The sequence below is a fragment of the Arthrobacter gandavensis genome (assembly GCF_039528575.1).
GTDB lineage: Bacteria > Actinomycetota > Actinomycetes > Actinomycetales > Micrococcaceae > Arthrobacter_B > Arthrobacter_B citreus_B.
Map to the genome: position 1 here is coordinate 204,031 of NZ_BAAALV010000002.1, position 17,993 is coordinate 222,023.

General features: G+C 63.8%; 18 protein-coding genes and 1 tRNA gene. 12 read left to right on the top strand and 7 right to left on the bottom strand.

Translation table 11 applies throughout. From position 1 onward, the window contains the following. The first annotated feature begins 14 nt into the window (after positions 1 to 14). Together ABFX29_RS04160 and ABFX29_RS04165 are read left to right on the top strand one after the other, a co-directional pair. Positions 15 to 578, top strand: coding sequence for a gluconokinase (locus tag ABFX29_RS04160; RefSeq protein WP_152225126.1), 564 nt, complete (start codon positions 15 to 17; stop codon positions 576 to 578). 102 nt (positions 579 to 680) lie between these two features. Further along, the gene (locus tag ABFX29_RS04165) at positions 681 to 1,451 is read left to right on the top strand and encodes a metal-dependent hydrolase (RefSeq protein ID WP_170287693.1); all 771 of its coding nucleotides are present in this window, start codon (positions 681 to 683) and stop codon (positions 1,449 to 1,451) included. A gap of 16 nt (positions 1,452 to 1,467) precedes the next feature. On the opposite strand, the gene ABFX29_RS04170 is transcribed toward ABFX29_RS04165, so the two are convergent. Beyond that, complete coding sequence (locus ABFX29_RS04170; protein WP_152225130.1) at positions 1,468 to 2,229, bottom strand: LysR substrate-binding domain-containing protein; 762 nt, start codon at positions 2,227 to 2,229, stop codon at positions 1,468 to 1,470. 80 nt (positions 2,230 to 2,309) lie between these two features. Between ABFX29_RS04170 and ABFX29_RS04175 the strand changes: the two genes are divergently transcribed. Then, positions 2,310 to 2,669, top strand: coding sequence for a DUF5997 family protein (locus ABFX29_RS04175; RefSeq protein WP_211372349.1), 360 nt, complete (start codon positions 2,310 to 2,312; stop codon positions 2,667 to 2,669). 139 nt (positions 2,670 to 2,808) lie between these two features. On the opposite strand, the gene ABFX29_RS04180 is transcribed toward ABFX29_RS04175, so the two are convergent. Next, positions 2,809 to 2,891, bottom strand: a tRNA-Leu gene (locus tag ABFX29_RS04180). A 428-nt stretch (positions 2,892 to 3,319) separates the two neighbouring features. On the opposite strand from ABFX29_RS04180, the gene ABFX29_RS04185 reads away from it, so the two are divergent. The 7 genes from ABFX29_RS04185 to pknB are packed head-to-tail and all read left to right on the top strand — an operon-like array spanning position 3,320 to position 12,580. Then, positions 3,320 to 4,048: an FHA domain-containing protein gene (locus ABFX29_RS04185; protein ID WP_152225134.1), complete on the top strand. Its 729-nt coding sequence runs from the start codon at positions 3,320 to 3,322 to the stop codon at positions 4,046 to 4,048. Then, positions 4,048 to 4,533, top strand: a complete 486-nt coding sequence (locus tag ABFX29_RS04190; RefSeq protein ID WP_152225136.1) for an FHA domain-containing protein FhaB/FipA — start codon at positions 4,048 to 4,050, stop codon at positions 4,531 to 4,533. Before ABFX29_RS04185 ends, ABFX29_RS04190 begins: the two co-directional genes overlap by 1 nt. A 2-nt stretch (positions 4,534 to 4,535) precedes the next feature. Next, on the top strand, positions 4,536 to 6,062 hold the full coding sequence (locus tag ABFX29_RS04195) for a PP2C family protein-serine/threonine phosphatase (protein WP_338079129.1): 1,527 nt from the start codon (positions 4,536 to 4,538) through the stop codon (positions 6,060 to 6,062). After that, positions 6,062 to 7,480 carry an FtsW/RodA/SpoVE family cell cycle protein gene (locus ABFX29_RS04200; RefSeq protein WP_152225138.1) on the top strand — a complete coding sequence of 473 codons (1,419 nt, stop codon included), beginning with the start codon at positions 6,062 to 6,064 and terminating at the stop codon, positions 7,478 to 7,480. Before ABFX29_RS04195 ends, ABFX29_RS04200 begins: the two co-directional genes overlap by 1 nt. Beyond that, positions 7,477 to 8,919, top strand: coding sequence for a peptidoglycan D,D-transpeptidase FtsI family protein (locus ABFX29_RS04205; protein ID WP_152225140.1), 1,443 nt, complete (start codon positions 7,477 to 7,479; stop codon positions 8,917 to 8,919). Before ABFX29_RS04200 ends, ABFX29_RS04205 begins: the two co-directional genes overlap by 4 nt. Then, positions 8,916 to 10,682, top strand: coding sequence for a protein kinase domain-containing protein (locus ABFX29_RS04210; protein WP_152225142.1), 1,767 nt, complete (start codon positions 8,916 to 8,918; stop codon positions 10,680 to 10,682). Before ABFX29_RS04205 ends, ABFX29_RS04210 begins: the two co-directional genes overlap by 4 nt. Before the next feature lie 5 nt (positions 10,683 to 10,687). Further along, entirely contained in the window at positions 10,688 to 12,580 is a 1,893-nt protein-coding gene (gene pknB / locus ABFX29_RS04215; RefSeq protein ID WP_152225144.1) for a Stk1 family PASTA domain-containing Ser/Thr kinase, read from the top strand. Positions 12,581 to 12,597: 17 nt separating this feature from the next. On the opposite strand, the gene ABFX29_RS04220 is transcribed toward pknB, so the two are convergent. From ABFX29_RS04220 to ABFX29_RS04230, 3 genes are read right to left on the bottom strand one after another with little or no spacing between them, the layout of a single operon-like run. Further along, positions 12,598 to 13,242 carry an aminodeoxychorismate/anthranilate synthase component II gene (locus tag ABFX29_RS04220; RefSeq protein ID WP_152225146.1) on the bottom strand — a complete coding sequence of 215 codons (645 nt, stop codon included), beginning with the start codon at positions 13,240 to 13,242 and terminating at the stop codon, positions 12,598 to 12,600. After that, the gene (locus ABFX29_RS04225; RefSeq protein ID WP_152225148.1) at positions 13,239 to 13,418 is read right to left on the bottom strand and encodes a hypothetical protein; all 180 of its coding nucleotides are present in this window, start codon (positions 13,416 to 13,418) and stop codon (positions 13,239 to 13,241) included. Before ABFX29_RS04225 ends, ABFX29_RS04220 begins: the two co-directional genes overlap by 4 nt. A gap of 14 nt (positions 13,419 to 13,432) precedes the next feature. Beyond that, positions 13,433 to 14,122, bottom strand: a complete 690-nt coding sequence (locus ABFX29_RS04230) for a class E sortase (protein WP_338081033.1) — start codon at positions 14,120 to 14,122, stop codon at positions 13,433 to 13,435. A gap of 322 nt (positions 14,123 to 14,444) precedes the next feature. On the opposite strand from ABFX29_RS04230, the gene ABFX29_RS04235 reads away from it, so the two are divergent. Next, positions 14,445 to 14,702, top strand: coding sequence for a cell division protein CrgA (locus ABFX29_RS04235; protein ID WP_152225153.1), 258 nt, complete (start codon positions 14,445 to 14,447; stop codon positions 14,700 to 14,702). Between the two features lie 703 nt (positions 14,703 to 15,405). On the opposite strand, the gene ABFX29_RS04240 is transcribed toward ABFX29_RS04235, so the two are convergent. Beyond that, on the bottom strand, positions 15,406 to 16,098 hold the full coding sequence (locus ABFX29_RS04240) for a rhomboid family intramembrane serine protease (protein WP_346038477.1): 693 nt from the start codon (positions 16,096 to 16,098) through the stop codon (positions 15,406 to 15,408). A 224-nt stretch (positions 16,099 to 16,322) separates the two neighbouring features. Next, on the bottom strand, positions 16,323 to 16,865 hold the full coding sequence (locus ABFX29_RS04245; protein ID WP_152225157.1) for a peptidylprolyl isomerase: 543 nt from the start codon (positions 16,863 to 16,865) through the stop codon (positions 16,323 to 16,325). 152 nt (positions 16,866 to 17,017) lie between these two features. On the opposite strand from ABFX29_RS04245, the gene ABFX29_RS04250 reads away from it, so the two are divergent. After that, the gene (locus tag ABFX29_RS04250) at positions 17,018 to 17,962 is read left to right on the top strand and encodes a hypothetical protein (RefSeq protein ID WP_152225159.1); all 945 of its coding nucleotides are present in this window, start codon (positions 17,018 to 17,020) and stop codon (positions 17,960 to 17,962) included. Positions 17,963 to 17,993: the final 31 nt, after the last annotated feature.

Sequence of the window (17,993 nt, forward strand, 5' to 3'; positions counted from 1 at the left end):
TATGGTCCGGCGAAATGCCCAAAACCATCACCGGACAACGGCGTCCCGAGGAGCAGTACGTGAACGATGTGCCCCGCCACCTGGTCATTATGGGCGCGGCCGGATCGGGTAAGACCACCGTCTCCACCACGCTTTCCGAACACCTGGGCTGGATCGCCGCCGAAGCCGACGAGTTCCATCCACCGGCAAGCATTGCGTCGATGACGGCTGGGATTCCCCTCACCGATGAGGACCGCTGGCCGTGGCTCGAGTCCATCCGGGAATGGATGAGTGCACAGGCGAGAAATGGACGTTCAACAGTCATTGCGTGCTCAGCCCTCAAGCGGAGCTACCGCGACGTTCTGTCCCGGGCCGAGGGCCGGGTGCAGTTCGTCCATCTGGACGGCGCCCCGGAGGTGCTGAGCGACAGGATGGTCACCCGGCGCGGCCACTGGATGCCGGTGTCGCTGCTGCCCTCACAGCTGGCTGCGCTGGAGCCCCTGGACGCGGAAGAAGACGGACTGACCGTGGACTTCCTCAGCACGCCCGCCAATATTTCGGCGCAGATCCTGGAGGGGCTGCTCCTCGCAGATTCCTAGCCTGCACTGCCCGGTTCGGTCAATGTCAGAGGCGGCTGGGAGTATTGAGGTACGCCGGGTAACCGGCTGATGTGGGACTGCCCGGAAGGAAAGCAAGACACCATGATGGGTGGCCATCACGCCGCGAGCGGCGCAGCGGCATGGGTAGCCGTAGCCTCAACAGCCCCTTACGCCCTCGGCCTCTATCCGGTCAGCCCGCTCGGCGTCGTCAGCGGAGCACTGCTGACCGCAGGAGCGGCCCTGCTGCCGGACCTGGACCACCACAGCGGAACCATTGCCAATTCGCTGCCTCCCGTGACGCGGATCCTGGCCCGGATCACCGAACAAATAAGCGGTGGACACCGGCGCGGCACCCATTCCCTGCTGGGACTTGCCGTGTTCGTCGCCCTCGCGGGCGCCCTGGGCGAGCTCACTGCCGAAGTGGGAGGGTTCGGCACCGTGGAGGTTGGGGCCGGACTCTTGTCCATCCTGCTGATGGGGTTCGCCCTCAAAGCACTGAAGATCGCCGGCGGGGCGGGGCGCAGCTGGCTGCTGGCCATACTGCTCTCCGTGTTCATCGCCCTCTACGCTCCGGAAAACAACGGCTGGCTTCCCCTCGCCGTGGGGCTGGGCGTGGCCGTCCACATTGTGGGCGACCTGCTCACCCACCAGGGAGTCATGATCCTGTGGCCGCTGCGGATCAAACGGCCCCGGAAGATCGCATCAATGCCGCTCGTATCCAAGCTTTGGAAAACCAGCGGCTGCCTCTCGGTACCGATCATTGGCCGTGCCGGCTCCTGGCGGGAGTGGGCCATCATGGTGCCCGTTTCCGTCTATGCCATCTACGGTGTCATCGAAGCGGCGTTCAACGCGCTGCGCGGCTGGCTGGCCTAGCGCGCTGATCGCAGGCTCAGCCCCGGCCCTTGCCCGGCTTGCGGCGAGGTGTCCTGGCGGCACCGGGCCTTCCCTGCCGCACCGGCTTGCCCCTGGCCGGCTTTCCTGCGCCCTTCCCGCCTGATGCCTTTGATCCGGCCGCGGGAGGCGGAGATTTCCTTACCTTCTTAACCGGTTCCTGCTGCGACGAAGGCTGCCGGGAGCTGTTGGCGGTCCGTCCGCGGACAATGCCGATGAACTCGTCCACATCCGGGTCCTCAGTGTCCTGCAGCCAGGCAACAGCTATCCGTGAACCGTCAACGCCGTGGACCGGCCGGGTCAGGACATCCCGGCGGGAGTGGATCCGGGCAACGGACATAGGCAGGATCATCAGGCCGGCGCCGGAGGCAACAATTTCAAGTGCCATGGCAGTGGAACCAAGCTCAGCGGCCTCCAGGAAGCTCTCACCGGCGAGGTCTGCCAGTTCAACTTCATCGAATGCGGACAGCGGGTGGTCCTTGGGGGCGGCCACCACGGGTTGTTCACGGTAAAGCGGTATCGCGTGCAGGTCGGCGGGGCGTTCGTAGCCTTCCTCGGGGATGCGGAGGAACACCAGGTCTGCTTCGCGCCTGCGCAGCACAGCGAGTATCTGGTCCTCTTCTACCTGCTCCGGGGTCAGCGTTCGGCCCTGGCGTTCAGTCCAGCGCGAGATCCACTTTCCCGGCGTGACGCCTGGAACATAGGCGATTTTCAGCGGTAGACGGGCCGTACTCGCCGGCTGCGGGGACTCTTGGGACACCTGTTCACCCTAGCCCAACACATCTCCGTCAGCCCTGCGGATACCCTTTAAGCATGACCCCCGAAAAATCCTCCCAGTCCATGAAGCCTGCGACGGCTGCCAAGAAGCTGGGCATCTACCTTCCGGCTGCTCCCCAGGAGTTCCAGGACAACCCCGTTACCCGGGCACAGCTGGATGAGATGCAGTCCACGCCGCCGGAATGGCTGGCGGAGCTGCGCCGCAACGGCCCGCACCCCCGGCCCGTTGTCGCCCAAAAGCTGAACATCTCCATCGGCGGACTTGCCCGCGGCGGTATCACCGACCCGCTGACCACTGAGCAGATCAACGAGCTGCTTGCTTCGCCGCCTCAGTGGCTTGTCGCCGAAAGGGCCAGCTTCGCAGCGGTCCGCGCCGAGAACCAGCGCCTTAAGAAGGAAGCAGATAAGAAGCCCCGCGGCTAATGCCCTAACCGGCCCGCACTGCTTTGGATCCAACGCCTTCCTGCCGCACTGCGGCGGAAGGCGTTGCTTGTTCCTCCGGCCAGGTCTTCGGGCATAAAAAAATCACCCCGGCCCTTCGGCCGGGGTGATTCTCTCTTTGTGCGCGAGGGGGGATTTGAACCCCCACGCCCTTTCGGACACTGGCACCTGAAGCCAGCGCGTCTGCCGTTCCGCCACTCGCGCAAAGTGATCTCCCGCGTCCTGGGATGCTCATTCGCTCACATCAGTTTGTGAGATTCGCATCCCGATTCCTCGGGAACAGCAGAATCAAGCATACCGGCAAATTCCTGAAACACCTAAACGGCTCCCGGGTGGCCCTTGACCCGGTCCTGACCGGGGGCCGAAAAGCCCGCGGTACCGCGCCGTCGACCCCCTAAACGCTGCCCTTGGAACCCCGCCCGGGCGGGGCCTGAACCCGGAAAACACGGAACGGATTGCTCCGGGGACACCGCTAGGGTGTTAAGACAATTGCAGGCGGTCCCCAGTAGTATCGGAATGGACATACCCTGCCCCGCCCGCACAACGCCTGCTCCCCGCATGGGATGAAGGTGCGGTGCAGGAGCAGGAAATGTACGGCCACGGAAGTTCCACAAACAGGGAAGGAGTCGGAGATGGGCATACTCGACAACGTCGAGCGCGGCATTGAACGAATGGTCCGCGGCGCTTTTTCCAGCGGATCCTCCGGCCGCGTGGAACCCCTTGAACTGGCGATAGCCCTGCGTCGTGAACTGGATGAGAAGTCCATGACCCTGGGCCAGGGACGAACGCTGGCCCCCAATGTCTTTACTGCGCGCCTCTCCGACGAAGATTTTGCGCGCGCCCAGGAATGGGGCGCCCCCCTGGCCGAAGAACTTTGCGACGTCGTCATCAAGCACGCGCGCAGCCAGTCCTACACGCTCCAGGGTGCCGTCCGTGTCTCCTTCACCCGGGATTCGTCGCTGAAGCCCGGATCGCTGGCGATCGATTCCGCTACCGAAAAATCCCGCGCTGCAGCCGCCCGTACCCCGCAGCCTCCTGCCCCGCGCCAGAGCCCTGCCCGCATGCAGCCTGTGCTGGACATCGACGGCCAGCGATACTCGCTCAACGCATCCTCCGTCGTCCTTGGCAGGTCTTCGGAAGCAGACATCCTTGTTGATGACACCGGCGTTTCCCGCCGCCACCTGGAAATCCGGACCGACGGCGGCACGGTCCGCGCCGTCGACCTCGGTTCCACCAACGGCAGCTACGTCAACGGCCAGAAAGTCCAGGGGGAAACCATCCTTACCGACGGCTCGACCATTGCCATGGGCAGGACCCGCATTGTCTTCCGGCTGCTCCCGGTCCGATCCGGAGGGCGCTGATGGACGGCTCACTGACTCTCACCCTGCTTCGCTACGGGTTCCTGATCCTGCTGTGGGTCATGGTCCTGGGCATTGTCGGCGCAATCCGCCGCGACCTTGTGCTGGGCGCCAGGAACCGCACCGGCGCACCCACTGCCCGGCAGGTCCGAAAGAATCCCGCCCTGGAGCGTGAGGTCCCCCCGCCGGCCAAGGTGCAGGCCCGCCAGATGGTTGTCACTGAAGGTCCGCTGCGCGGAACCACCCTCGACCTGGCTTCCAGCCCGATCCTGCTTGGCCGCGCGCAGGAGGCCACCCTGGTTCTTGAGGACGATTATGCCTCCGGCCGCCATGCCCGGCTTTTCCCGCAGGGCAGCCGCTGGTTCATTGAAGACCTAGGTTCCACGAACGGGACGTTCCTTGGAGGGTCCCAGCTCACCCGCGCCCAGCCCGTTGACCCCGGAGTGCCGATCCGCATCGGCAAAACAGTCATTGAATTGAGGCCCTAGCAGTGGCCCTGGTCCTTCGGTACGCTGCCCGTTCCGACGTAGGCATGGTTCGTTTCAAGAACGACGATTCTGCCTACGTGGGGCGCTACCTTGCCGTCGTTGCAGACGGCATGGGCGGCCACGCCGGCGGCAACGTGGCATCGGCTTCAACGGTGCTTGACCTGGTCCACCTGGACCGCCCGGACCTGGAAGACCAGGCAGAGACCGTGCTTGCAGACGAGATCCAGGCGGCGAACTCGCTGCTCTCGGAACTGGTGACCACAGCCCCTGAACTCTCCGGGATGGGAACCACGGTTACGGCCATGCTGCTGCAGGGAGACCGGGTAGCCCTGGCACACATCGGGGATTCACGGGCGTACCGCCTCAAGGGCGGAGTCTTTGAACAAATCAGCATCGACCACACCTTTGTGCAGCGGCTGATCGATGAAGGCCGCCTGAGGCCCGAAGAAGCCGAGACGCATCCGCACAAGAACGTGCTGATGCGCGTCCTGGGGGATGTTGACGCCAGCCCGGAACTGGATCTGGCAACCTTCGAGGTCGAGCCCGGCGAAAAGTGGCTGCTCTGCTCCGACGGACTAAACGCCGTGCTGCGGGACAGCGACATCGAAGCCGTTCTCAGGGATTCCACGGATCTTTCCACTGCAGTGGACACCCTGGTTGAGCTCACCCTGGCCGGGGGTTCCCCCGACAACGTGACCGTGGCGATCATTGAAGTGGCCGATGAAGCTGATGCTCCGGCACCGGCCCGGGAACCCGCGCCCGTCACGGCAGGGACAGCAGCAGTCCCGGCCCCGGCCGCCGACCGTCCCTCCCCGTCGACGGATTCAGCGCAGGCCGGCGCCGATGAAACGTCCTCCCAGGATGAAGAGGAACACGAAGCCGGCAGCCCCGTCCGGGCCGAAGTCATCCGGCGTGACCTCGCTTCCCGCCCGCATCTGCTGGTGGGTGCCGCATCACTGGCCACCGAAACCGGCCAGATCCCTATTGTCACCAAGCGTTCAGCGGAACGTCGCGCTGCCCGCCTGCTTATGCACAAGGCCGACGACGACGGCGCTGCCACCCCCGAGGTGCTGACTCCCGAGACGCGGCCCAAACGCCGGCGGTGGATCCTGGTCACGGTGCTCGCCGTGATCGCAGCCCTGCTCGCCTCGGTGCTGTGGGTGGGTTACGCCTGGACACAAACCCGCTATTACGTGGGCACGGCGGACAACCGGGTGGCCATCTACAACGGCGTCTCGCAGACGCTGGGTCCGATCAAGCTCTCCCAGGTCACCGAAACCACCAACATTCCCGTAGACAGCCTTCCTGAGTACTGGCGCAGCAGGGTCAATGACACTGTTCCGGCCCGGGACCTCGTCCACGCTGAACGAATCGTTGACCAGCTTCGCGGGACTGCCAAGGCCATTCTGTGCCCGCAGCCGGCCCAGCCTTCGCCTTCTCCTTCCCCGTCTGTGCTGGCTGACTCCCCTGGTGCCACCGAGTCACCGGATGGACCTCCGGCCGTCGATTCATGTGGAGGGCAGCAGTGATGTCAGACATCGCAGCCCCGGCCAAGCCGCGCCGGAACATCGAGGCAGTCCTGCTGGTACTTGCGCTCGGAGTCGGCGTCGGCGCCAATATGCTGGTGGGCATCGACGAAGACCGTGCCTTCGATTCCGATTTCTGGGTCCAGGGCGGAACCCTCGTGGCTCTGGTACTCGCTTTCCACTTTGTTCTGCGCTTCCGCGCCAAATATGCCGACCCGGTAATACTTCCGATTGTCACTGCCCTGAACGGCATTGGCCTCGCCATGATCCACCGCCTGGACATCGCCAACGGTGACGACGCAGCCGACCGACAGCTGCTGTGGAGCACAGTCGCCGTAGCCGCTGCCATCGCCGTGATGTTCTTCATCAAGGACCACCGGATCCTGCGGCGGTACACCTATATCTCCCTGATTGTCAGTGCCCTGCTGCTCCTGCTTCCGCTGATGCCGGGCCTCGGACAGGAGATCAACGGCGCCCGCATCTGGATCAACGTCGGGTTCGGCACCTTCCAGCCCGGTGAAATCGCCAAGATCACTCTGGCCATATTCTTTGCCGGGTATCTATCGGCGAACCGCGATCTGATCCTTCTCGCCGGACGCAAGGTGGGGCCCCTGCAGCTCCCCAGGTTCAAGGACATGGGGCCCATGATGGCCGCGTGGGCCGTGAGTATCGGCGTTCTCGTCTTCCAGCGGGACCTGGGTTCTTCCATCCTGTTCTTCGGTCTCTTCATGGCCATGATCTACGTGGCCACCAGCCGGGTGAGCTGGGTGCTAATCGGCCTGGCCCTGATCGGCGCCGGCGGCTTCGTTGCGGTGCAGCTCTTCAGCCATGTTGCGCTGCGCATCGACAGCTGGCTGAACGCGTTCGATCCGGAAGTCATTGCGCGCGTACCCGGCGGCAGCTTCCAGGTGGTGAACGGTCTCTTCGGCCTTGCCAGCGGCGGCATGACCGGAACAGGACTGGGCCAGGGACGGCCGGACCTTGTTACCTACGCGAACTCCGACATGATCATTGCCGCCCTCGGCGAGGAGCTTGGCCTGATCGGCATCTTTGCCATTGTCCTGATGTACGTGCTGCTGGTTTCCCGCGGCTTCCGTGCGGCGCTGGGTACCAGGGACGGTTTCGGCAAGCTGCTGGCCTGCGGGTTGTCCTTCACGATCGCCTTGCAGTGCTTTGTGGTGATTGGCGGCGTGACCCGGCTCATTCCGCTGACCGGACTGACAACACCGTTCATGTCCGCGGGCGGTTCGTCGCTGCTGGCTAACTGGATCATCGTGGCCCTCCTGCTGCTGATTTCCGACGCGGCGAGGCGTCCTGCCGCCACCGGGCTGCCCACGGACATGGAGCCGGCCCTGGCGGCACCGGGTGCAGACAGGGGCAAAACGTACGGCAAGGGAAGGAATGAGGTGGCAGGCGCATGAACCAGGCAATCCGTAACTCATGGATGGTGGCGCTGGCCATGTTCCTGGCCATCCTGGCTTCGCTGACCTACGTGCAGTTCTTTGCCGCGAGCGAGCTCAATGCCAACCCGATCAACAACCGGCAGCTCTACAAGGAGTTTGGCCAAAACCGGGGTTCCATCCTGGTTGACGGTGCTCCGATCGCGGAGTCCGTCCCGTCCAATGACCAGTTCAATTACCAGCGCGTCTACAACAATCCGGAGCTGTACTCGGGCCTGACCGGTTACTTCTCCCTGGTACACGGCAGTTCACAGTTGGAGCAGGCCCTGAGCGATGAGCTCTCCGGAAACAGTGACCAGCAGTTCTACGACCGGCTGGTCCAGCTCTTCTCCGGTGCCCAGGCACAGGGTGCCTCCGTGGAACTGACGATTGATCCGCAGCTGCAGCAGCTGGCCTACGACCTCATCCCGGAGGGCCAGCGGGGTTCGATCGTGATGATGGACCCGAAGACCGGTGACATCCTGGCCATGGTTTCCAAGCCTTCCTATGACACGAATCTCCTGGCGGGCCACGACACCGAAGCGGTGGAAGCCAACATGGACCAGCTCCTCTCGGTTCCGGGTTTGTCCCCCTACCTGAACCAGGCCACCCAGTCCCTCCTGGCACCCGGGTCAACGTTCAAGCTCGTCGACGCGGCCGCTGCACTGGAAACGGGCAAGTTCACCGCCGAGTCCGTCATCCCGAACCCGCCGGCACTGCCGCTGCCTGGAAGCACCGTGTCACTGCCCAACTACACCAACGGTGCCTGCGCCAGCCGCAGCGAAGCGGACATCCAGTTCGCACTGGAGCAGTCCTGCAATACGGTCTTCGCCCAGATTGCCTGGGAGGTTGGACAGGATGCCCTGGCGGAACAGGCAGAGAAGTTCGGTTTCGGTGAGTCCTTCAGCATTCCGACTCCCGTCACCGCGAGCCAGTTCCCCGAGACCGAAGACCAGGCGGAACTCGCCCTGTCTTCGATCGGCCAGGGCAGCGTCACCGCAACCCCCCTGCAGGTGGCCATGATTTCCGCTGCCATCGCCAACAACGGCGTGCAGATGACACCGAACCTCATCAAGACGGTCCGTGCCCCGGACCTTTCGGTGCTCGAGGAACCCGAACCCAAGGTGCTCAACGAATCGATCAGTCCCGGCACGGCTGCACAGCTGACCGACTGGATGGTCAGCGTAGTAGACAACGGCACCGCCTCCGCAGCCAGGATCCCCGGGGTCAAGGTTGCGGGCAAGACCGGCACGGCAGAAGTCCAGGACCGCGGCGACAACGCCTGGTTCACCGGTTTCGCCCCGGCAGACGACCCGGAGGTGGTCATTTCAATCGTGATGGAAAACGTTGACCTGGCCACCGGATCCCAATTGACCACCCCAAGCGCGCAAAAACTCCTAGAGGCGGTGTTGAATAAGTGAGGCCTACATCGGGTATCACCTTAGGCGGCAGGTTCCAGCTGACCGATCGTATAGCCATCGGCGGTATGGGCGAGGTCTGGAAGGCTCGGGACCTTGTCCTGGGCCGGATCGTTGCCATCAAGATCCTCAAGGAGGAGTACACCGGTGACCCCGGCTTCCTGAACCGCTTCCGTGCCGAAGCGCGCCACACGGCGCTGCTGAACCACGAAGGCATCGCCAACGTGTTCGACTACGGCGAGGAGGAAGGTTCCGCCTACCTGGTCATGGAACTGGTCCCCGGCCAGCCGCTGTCCACCATCATTGAACGTGAGAAGGTCCTGTCCCCGGACCGGACGCTTTCCATCATCGGCCAGACCGCCACTGCCTTGGCCGTGGCGCACCGGCAGGGACTAGTCCACCGCGACGTCAAGCCGGGCAACCTCCTCATCATGCCTGACGGCCGGGTCAAGATTACCGACTTCGGCATTGCCCGCCTGGCTGACCAGGTGCCCCTCACCGCTACGGGACAGGTCATGGGCACGGCTCAGTACCTCGCTCCCGAGCAGGCCACCGGACAGCAGGCCACTGGTTCCAGCGACATCTATGCCCTGGGTGTCATCGGCTACGAGCTGCTGGCCGGAACACGTCCGTTCTCGGGTGAATCCCAGATCGCTATCGCCCTGGCCCAGGTCAACGACACCCCGCCGCCGCTGCCTGAGTCGATTCCAGCGCCGGTGCGGGCCCTCATCATGTCCATGCTGGCCAAAGACCCAGCGGACCGTCCTGCCGATGCCGAGGCCCTCGCCCGCGCGGTGGCTGCCATCCGCCGCGGAGATATCGCTGCTGCCGAGCAGGCCGTGCCCGGAATGCTGCTCTTCGGACCGGGCGGAACCGCAGCGACCAGCGCTGTCACTGCACCGGTTCCCATGCCCGGAAACACTTCTGCCACTCGCGTGGTGGACACCTCACCTTCAACGTCTGCGCTTCCCGTGGCGTCGGCCGGGGAGCAGACCGGTTCGCTCGCTGCTTCCCGGGAATGGAACGAGGAGGACGGTGACGGCGGCGGTTACGGCGACGGCTATGACGACTACGATGAAGAGTCGCCCAAGCGCAAGAAGTGGCTCATCCCGCTGATCATCGTCCTCACGCTGGTGCTGGCAGGCATCATTGCGCTGGTGGTGGTAAACCTGAACTCTGATCCGGCAGGTGACACCGATCCGACAAGGTCGTCGTCCCCCTCTGTTTCCAACAGCCCCACGCGAAGCAGCGCCTCCCCGACGTCGAGCTCCCCGTCCCCGACGCGGTCCTCAGCGAGCCCGACTCCGAGCGCAACGGTGGAAGAGATCACCATCAACGCCTCCCAGTACCAGGGCCGGAACGTCAATGCCGTATCCCAGGAGCTCAGTGCCCTGGGACTGGCCGTCAGCCGGAACCCTGTGCCCTCTGACCAGCCCGAAGGCACGGTCCTGGACGTCAATCCGGTGGGCACGCTCTCCCGAGGAGACGCCGTCGCCATTACCTATTCCTCCGGTCCCGAACAGGTGACCGTGCCCGGCGGCCTGCTGAACCAGCCCGAATCCACGGTGAGCCAGCAGGTAGTCAATGCGGGGCTCGTGCCGGATGTGGTTCGCCAGCCCTCGGCCGATGTTCCGCAGGGCCGGGTTATCAGCGTCAATCCCCAGCAGGGCGCTACCGTGGCCAGGGGAACTACCGTAACCATCGTTGTCTCCACTGGTCCAGTACCTGATCCCGGCGCCAGCGGTTCAAGCACTGACGGGTCCTAGCAACCATGAGTGCTGACTTCCTGAAAGGACACCCAACGCTGAACACCGACCGGATCCTTGACGGCCGTTACGAGGTTGGTGAACTGATCGGCCGCGGCGGCATGGCCGACGTGTACCTCGGCCGTGATTCGCGGCTGGGCCGCGCCGTGGCCATCAAGGTGCTGCGTCCGGATCTGGCGCGTGATCCGCTGTTCCAGTCACGGTTCCGCCGGGAAGCCCAGGCCGTTGCCGGCCTGAACCACTCTTCGATCGTCTCCGTCTATGACACTGGTGACCAAGCACCGGCAAGCGGGTCACCGGATGACGCCCGGCTGCCCTTCATCGTCATGGAATACGTGTCCGGGCGGACCCTGCGTGACCTGATTAAGTCCGGAGATATCAGCACTGACGAGGCCGTGACGTACACGCTCGGCGTGCTGGCAGCCCTCGAGTACAGCCACCGCTCGGGCATAGTCCACCGGGACATCAAGCCGGCGAATGTCATGGTCACCCATGACGGGCACGTCAAAGTGATGGACTTCGGCATTGCCAGGGCGATGGCAGACTCGGCTGCGACCATGACCCAGACCCAGGCCGTCATTGGTACCGCGCAGTATCTCTCACCCGAACAGGCCCGCGGCGAGACCGTCGATGCACGCAGCGACCTTTATTCAGCTGCCTGCCTGCTGTTCGAGATGCTCGCCGGAAGGCCCCCGTTCGTGGGGGACAGCCCGGTGTCAGTTGCCTACCAGCACGTGCGTGAAGCTCCGCCCAAGGCCGCCAGCTTCAATCCGGAGGTTTCCGACGCACTTGAATCCGTGCTCGAGCATGCCCTGGCCAAGGATCGGAACGAACGGTTCCAGAGCGCGCACGATTTCAGGGACGCCCTTCTTGCGGCACGAAGCGGAACACCGGATCCCTACCGGTCAGCTGCCACAGCTGCCACGCAGGCAGTTCCCCGTTCCCCGGTTTCCTCCACCCCGGTTCCGGAAGACGAACCGCGCACCCGTGCCATGGCACGGGTGCTTGAAGGCGGCCCGCTGACCAGCATGTCTGCCGACGACCTTGAAGAAGCTCCGGCACCGCCCTACGAAGACACCCGGAACCGGCATGACGAACGGCGCGGACGCCGCAGGGCCTGGATCATCACCTTGTTCGTGGCGATCGGACTGCTCCTCGCTGCGGGCGGGATCTACGCCTACAACCTGGCTAATCAACCCCCGCCGCCGCCCGCCACCGCGAGCATCCCGGATGTGGAGAACATGACGCAGACGGCAGCGATCAACGCGCTGCTCGAGAAAGGCTTCCGCGCTCCGGCCACAGAGTCCCAGTACAGCGACACAGTCGAATCCGGCATGGCCATCGGTACAAAGCCGGAGGCAGGCAGCACCGTGGCCCTCGACAGCGACATAACGCTCTACATCTCGCAGGGACCCTCTGCCGTCCAGATCCCGGATACCCTGCCCGGCATGAGTGAAGCCCAGGCACGGGACACGCTGCGGCTGCTCGGCCTGCAGGGCGGGAACACCACAACGGTAAACAGTGCCACCGTCCCCGAAGGCAGGGTTATCGAAACAATCCCCGGCGTCGGCACCTCGGTACAGGTGCGCAGCACAGTGGACCTGGTTCTCTCCACCGGTAAAGTCGCGGTTCCCAACGTCGTGGACATGAAACTCGAAGAAGCCAAGGCTTTCCTCGCTGATCCTGCCTACGGCCTGGGAACAGAGGTGGAGGAAGTCGAAAACAGTGTGGTGGAACCGGGAACCGTCACCGGACAGAGCGCACAGCCCGGCAGCGACGTGCCGCAGGGAAGCGCCATCAAGCTGACCGTTGCGAAATCCCCTTCGCCTTCTCCCTCGGCCTCACCGAGTTCTTCGGAGTCCCCGACGGCGCCGGCAAGCCTCAGGGGCGGCGACTAACGTCAAGAACCGGGGCCCTAGGCCCGGGAACTAATGAGGGGACTCAGCGTGGCCGCGTGCGTGGCTGCTCCGGCCAGCCCGAGGGTCTCGAGCCAATTGCCCAGCATCTGGTAACCGCCCTCGGTGAGCACCGATTCAGGATGGAACTGGACACCTGACAGCGGCGCGGTGCGGTGCCGCAGGCCCATGATGATGCCGCTGCGCGTCCGGGCAGTCACTTCCAGTTCCTGCGGCACGGTCTCCGCAACCGCCGCCAGCGAGTGGTAGCGCGTTGCAGTCAGCGGGCTCGGCAGGCCGGCGAAAACATCGGTTGACGAGTGCTGCACCTCTGAGGTCTTGCCGTGCATGAGTTCCGGTGCGTGTGTCACGGTGCCGCCGAATGCCTCGGCCAGGGCCTGATGGCCCAGGCAGATGCCCAGCATGGGTTTTCCGTTGTCGCGGCACCAGCGGATCAGCTCGACGCAGATGCCAGCCTCTGCCGGCGCACCGGGGCCGGGGGAGACCAGGACACCGTCCCGCGCGGCCGCGAGTTCCTTCGCTTCGTCCAAGCTGACGTCATCATTGCGGATGACGGTTGTCTGGGCGCCAAGTTCCTGGAGGTAGCCGACCAGGGTGTAAACAAAGCTGTCGTAGTTGTCGACTACCAGGATGCTGGTGCTCATTGTGTTTCAGAACCGCCAATCGTTGAATCCGTGAGGGGCGCCAGGAAGCTGAATTCCGAGAACCATGGAAAAACCCAGGTCATCAGGACCAGCACAACTGAGGCTGCCAGCAGCAGGGCCGTGATGATTCGGACCCAGACCGGCCCGGGGAGATGCCTGAATATCCAAGCGTACATTTTATCCCTGTCCTTCAGCGTCCGGTTACGAGTGCCGCGATTGCTTCGGGCGGCCCGGCCGAAGCAGGCTGCCACGATTCGAAGACCGCGTAGGAAATGAAACGTTCTTCTGAACCAAACCGGGGATTACAAGTGGTCAGGGTCAGGATCCGTTCCTCGGGAACCACACCGGGCTGCGCTGGTACGGGTGCCAGCACGTCCACCCTGTCCGGGAGCACTATCTGGCTGTTGCGGTATACATAGGTGTAGAAGCCCTGCGAGGTCTGGACGTAGATCCGGTCTCCGGGCACCAGGGTATCCACTGCGTCCAGTACCTGTCCGTGGGTCTGGCGGTGGCCTGCCAGGGCGAAGTTCCCCACCTCACCGGGCATGGCCGTCTCCGGGTAGTGCCCGAGTCCAAGGCTGTCGAGTACCTCCCGTCCAACGCCTTCGGTCACAGGCCTCGCGTGCTCGGCTCCGAACCTCGGAATGTAGATGGCCGCGAAGGTTGTCCCCTCGGACTCGGGGGCTGGAAGCGACGCCGGGTCCCCGGGACTTGCCGGAGCAGGTTCGCCGGGAGCCTCCTGGACAGCGCCAAAACCCGCGAAGAGCTCTTCCATGGCCGCTTCCTGTTTGCGGTCGGCCTCAATGTTCGTCCACCAGAGTTCCCAGACCACGAACAAGACCATAATCAGCCCCAGGGTAATCAGCAGTTCACCGGCCACCTGGACCGCGAAGGCACCTTTGCCCCGTTTTCGCGCACCGGCCGTCAGTTGTTTGCCCGACCGAGGCTGCGGCAGCGGGGATTGCGCGTCGCCGCCTTGCCTGACCGTACTGTCCACGTGGTCCTCTCTGGGCCTGCTGTGAATCCGGGCACGTCCCCGGCTCCCATTCGCTACGATTGGAAGAGAGGGTTTCCTTCACGAACACCCGCTCACCGCAGCTACCCGTCAGGATATAGCTGCAGGCCCGAGCGGGCGAACACCAGGAGCCCCAAAGACCATATCCGTGCCGGCATCGATTGAGCCGGTTCCGCTAGGAGGATCCGTGCCCGAGTCAAAGTCCCGCAAGAAGGCCACAGCCGCGCCAGCGGCCCCCACCACAAGGGGAAAGGCGGAACCCAAGCCGAACCCTGTCTGGTACAAACCCGTGATGTTTGGCTTGATGATTATTGGCCTGATCTGGATCATCGTGTTCTACATCTCCGAGGGTGTCTATCCCGTACCGGCGCTGGGTGCAGGCAATATCCTCGTCGGCTTCGGCGTCGCGATCGTGGGCTTCCTTATGACCACCCGCTGGCGGTAGCTGCACACACGCGTAATCGAGAGAACTCCCTGGATCCCATCCGGGGAGTTCTTTTTTGCCTCGTGACCACCTGTGGAGGACCCGGAGGTTTTAAACAGGGATACCCACAGGCACCCTGTTTCTCCACACATAGTTATCCACAGGCGTGGATAACTATGTGTGTGACTCTTCACCCACTTTCGTCTCACGAGTCACTCTCATGGCAGCGTTATCCACACGGCACGGTGGAAAAGCTGGGGACAACCCGGAAGCTGAAGATGCACACTTATACCCAGCTTGTGCAGATAGTTATCCACATCTGTGGGTATCTCTGTGGCTACGCAGCGGTAGTTCCTTGCAAACACAGGGATTGGAGTTATCCACAGCTGTGGAATTACATGTGTGTAACTAGAGATCCGCACTGGATAACTTTCCACAGAGGTTACCCACTGGCTGTGCATAACATTCAGTACACCCTGTGGATAAGTGCAGTGGGACTGGCCCCAGCCAACCTGATGCGCTGTGAAGGAGGATCCCAGTCCCTGAGTTACACAGCTGTAAGTTATTAACAATGTGGGTATCTCTGTGGATAAGGTGGCCGCAGCCTGTGGACAGACGCTCTTCGTTGTCCCTCCGCATTGTCACTCCGGGCCGCTGTCCGCGTTCGGGGGCATAAAAAGGGCCCCGCAGCGTCTGCCGCGGGGCCCTGGGAAAGCGTTCGTCCCTAGAAGCTCGGGGTCCAGAAAAAGCCCAGTGCCACCAGGACCAGTGCGATGGCGGCCAGTCCGCCGAATTGGACGAGGGACCGGCGGCGCCCCTTCGGGGCGTAGGCAAGCACGGCACCGCAGGCGGCGCCGGTCAGCAGGCCGCCCAGATGCGCCTGCCAGGAAATGCTCGGATAAAGGAAACCCAGCACGAGGTTGATACCGATAAGGACCAGCAGGGCCTTGACGTCACCGCCGCGCTGCCTCTGGATGACAAAGAGGGCTCCGAACAGCCCGAAGATGGCCCCGGACGCGCCCACGACTGCCTGGAAGGCGGGGGCGAGGATCAGCACACCGATAGACCCGCCAAGCGCGGAGACCAGGTAGAGCAGGATAAAACGCATCCTGCCCAGCAGCGGTTCCAGCGACCTGCCCAGCAGCCACAGTGCGTAAAGGTTAAAGGCGATGTGGAAAATGAAGCCGGGGGAGTGGAGGAACGCGGCAGTCAACATCCGCCAGGGTTCAATCTGGGCATACACCGGGGCGAACCACAGCAGTTCCGTGAACCCCGGGACCAGCCACTGGAGGGCATAGGCCGCGCCGCACAGCACCATAAGGGTAATGGTGACTACCGGCTTCCCGGTGCGAACGGCGCCGCCGTACTGTGTCCGGTAGGCAGGTGCCTGCCGCTGGTTCTCCCGGTAGCAGTCCACGCACTGAATCCCCACCGGAGCCGTGTGCTGGCACTCGGGGCAGGCAGCCCTGCCGCAACGCTGGCACCTGATGTAGCTGACCCGGTCAGGGTGCCGCGGGCAGACAGGCACTTCGTGTGCCGGGGTTCCGGCGGGTACTCCGTAGGACATGGTGTTTTTGCTCCAGGAAGTTCTAGAGAGGTATGCCCCGGCCGGCATGGCCGGCCGGGGCACCGGCGAAGCGGCTAGAGCTGCTCGACGGTAATGCTATTGATGACGATGTCTTCGTTCGGCTTGTCCCGCATATCGGTGGGGACAGCGTTCAGCGCGTCAACCACGGCCTTGGACTCGTCGTCGGCAACTTCACCGAAGATGGTGTGCTTGCCCTGGAGCCAGGTGGTGGGCACCGAGGTGATAAAGAACTGAGATCCGTTAGTGCCGCGGCCCATCTGGATACCGGCGTTGGCCATGGCCAGCTTGTACGGCTCGGTGAAGTCCAGGTCGGGGCTGATCTCGTCGTCGAACTGGTAACCCGGTCCGCCCGTGCCGCGGCCCAGGGGATCGCCGCCCTGGATCATGAAGTCCTTGATGATGCGGTGGAAGATCGTGCCGTCATAGAGCGGGCGGCTGGTCTTCTCGCCGGTGGCCGGGTCGGTCCATTCGATCTCCCCGGTTGCCAGGCCAACGAAGTTGCGGACGGTCTTCGGCGCGTGGTTGCCGAAGAGGTTGATCCGGATATCGCCCTTGGTCGTGTGGACGGTTGCTTTTGCGGTAGGAATAGCAGTCATAAGCCTCATTCTTCCACGGCGGCCTTACAGGCGGCTGGAAATCGCCCTGTTCAGCGCACAGTGAAAATCCCGCGGCCCGGGGTGCTCTGATAGCACAGAACCGGCATTACACGTAGGCTAAGGCTGAACCGTCACTATCCTGGGAGGTAGTTTTGAACAAGAAGGACCGCATTGCCCGTGACTTCGAAGCGAATGTCACCGCAGGCGTGGAAACGGCGCGTGACTGGGCAACCCCCAAAGTAGAGGCCGCCGTCGGATGGGCAGTTCCCCGCATCGAAAAGGGAATCGAGACCGCCTCTCCGAAGATCCAGGACGGACTCAAGCGCGCAGCCGACGAGATCGCGCAGGGCGTAGCTGTCGTGACGCCGCGGCTCCAGGACGGTCTGCAGAAAGTCGGCCCCAGGATCAGCCAGGTTGTTGACGACGCTGCACCGAGAATCCAGACCACGCTGGACAAGGCGTCTCCTGCCCTGACCCATGCCAAGGACAAGGTTGTGGACAGCTACATTCCTACCCTGTCCTCCCGCATTGGCGAGGCCGCAGACTCCGTGTCCCGCCAGCTCGGGACAGCCACTGTTCCGGTCCAGACGGCCGTTGCCAAGGCAACCGGCAACAAAAAGGCACTGAAGCGCGCCCAGAAGGCTGCTGCCAAGGCCGCCAAGGAAGCCCGGAAGAGCAAGAACGGCGGCAAGGGCTGGCTCATCTTCGGCATCATTGCCTCCGCAGTGGTGGCCGGCGTAGCTGCCTGGCGTGCCTCCCGTCCGGTCGAGGATCCATGGAAGACTCCGGCACCGGCTCAGCCGAATGCCTCCGTTCCGGTTCCCGCTCCGGCTCCGGCAGCACCTGCTGCTCCGGCTGCTGAAGCCAAGCCTGCTGCCAAGGCAGCGGATACTCCCGCTGAGCAGGCCAAGGATACGGCGGCCACCGCTGCGCAGAAGGCCAAGGAAGCGGCACAGACCGTGAAGGAAGCGGCTGCATCCAGCACCGCGAAGGCCACCGACAAGGCCGGCGAAGCCGTGAAGAAGACGCAGGACGCAGCCGCAACGAAGTCCGGCGGCGCCCATGCAGATACCAAGGCTGACAAGCCGCAGAAGTAACCTGCTCCGGCTCACCGCCGGATAAGCCCCT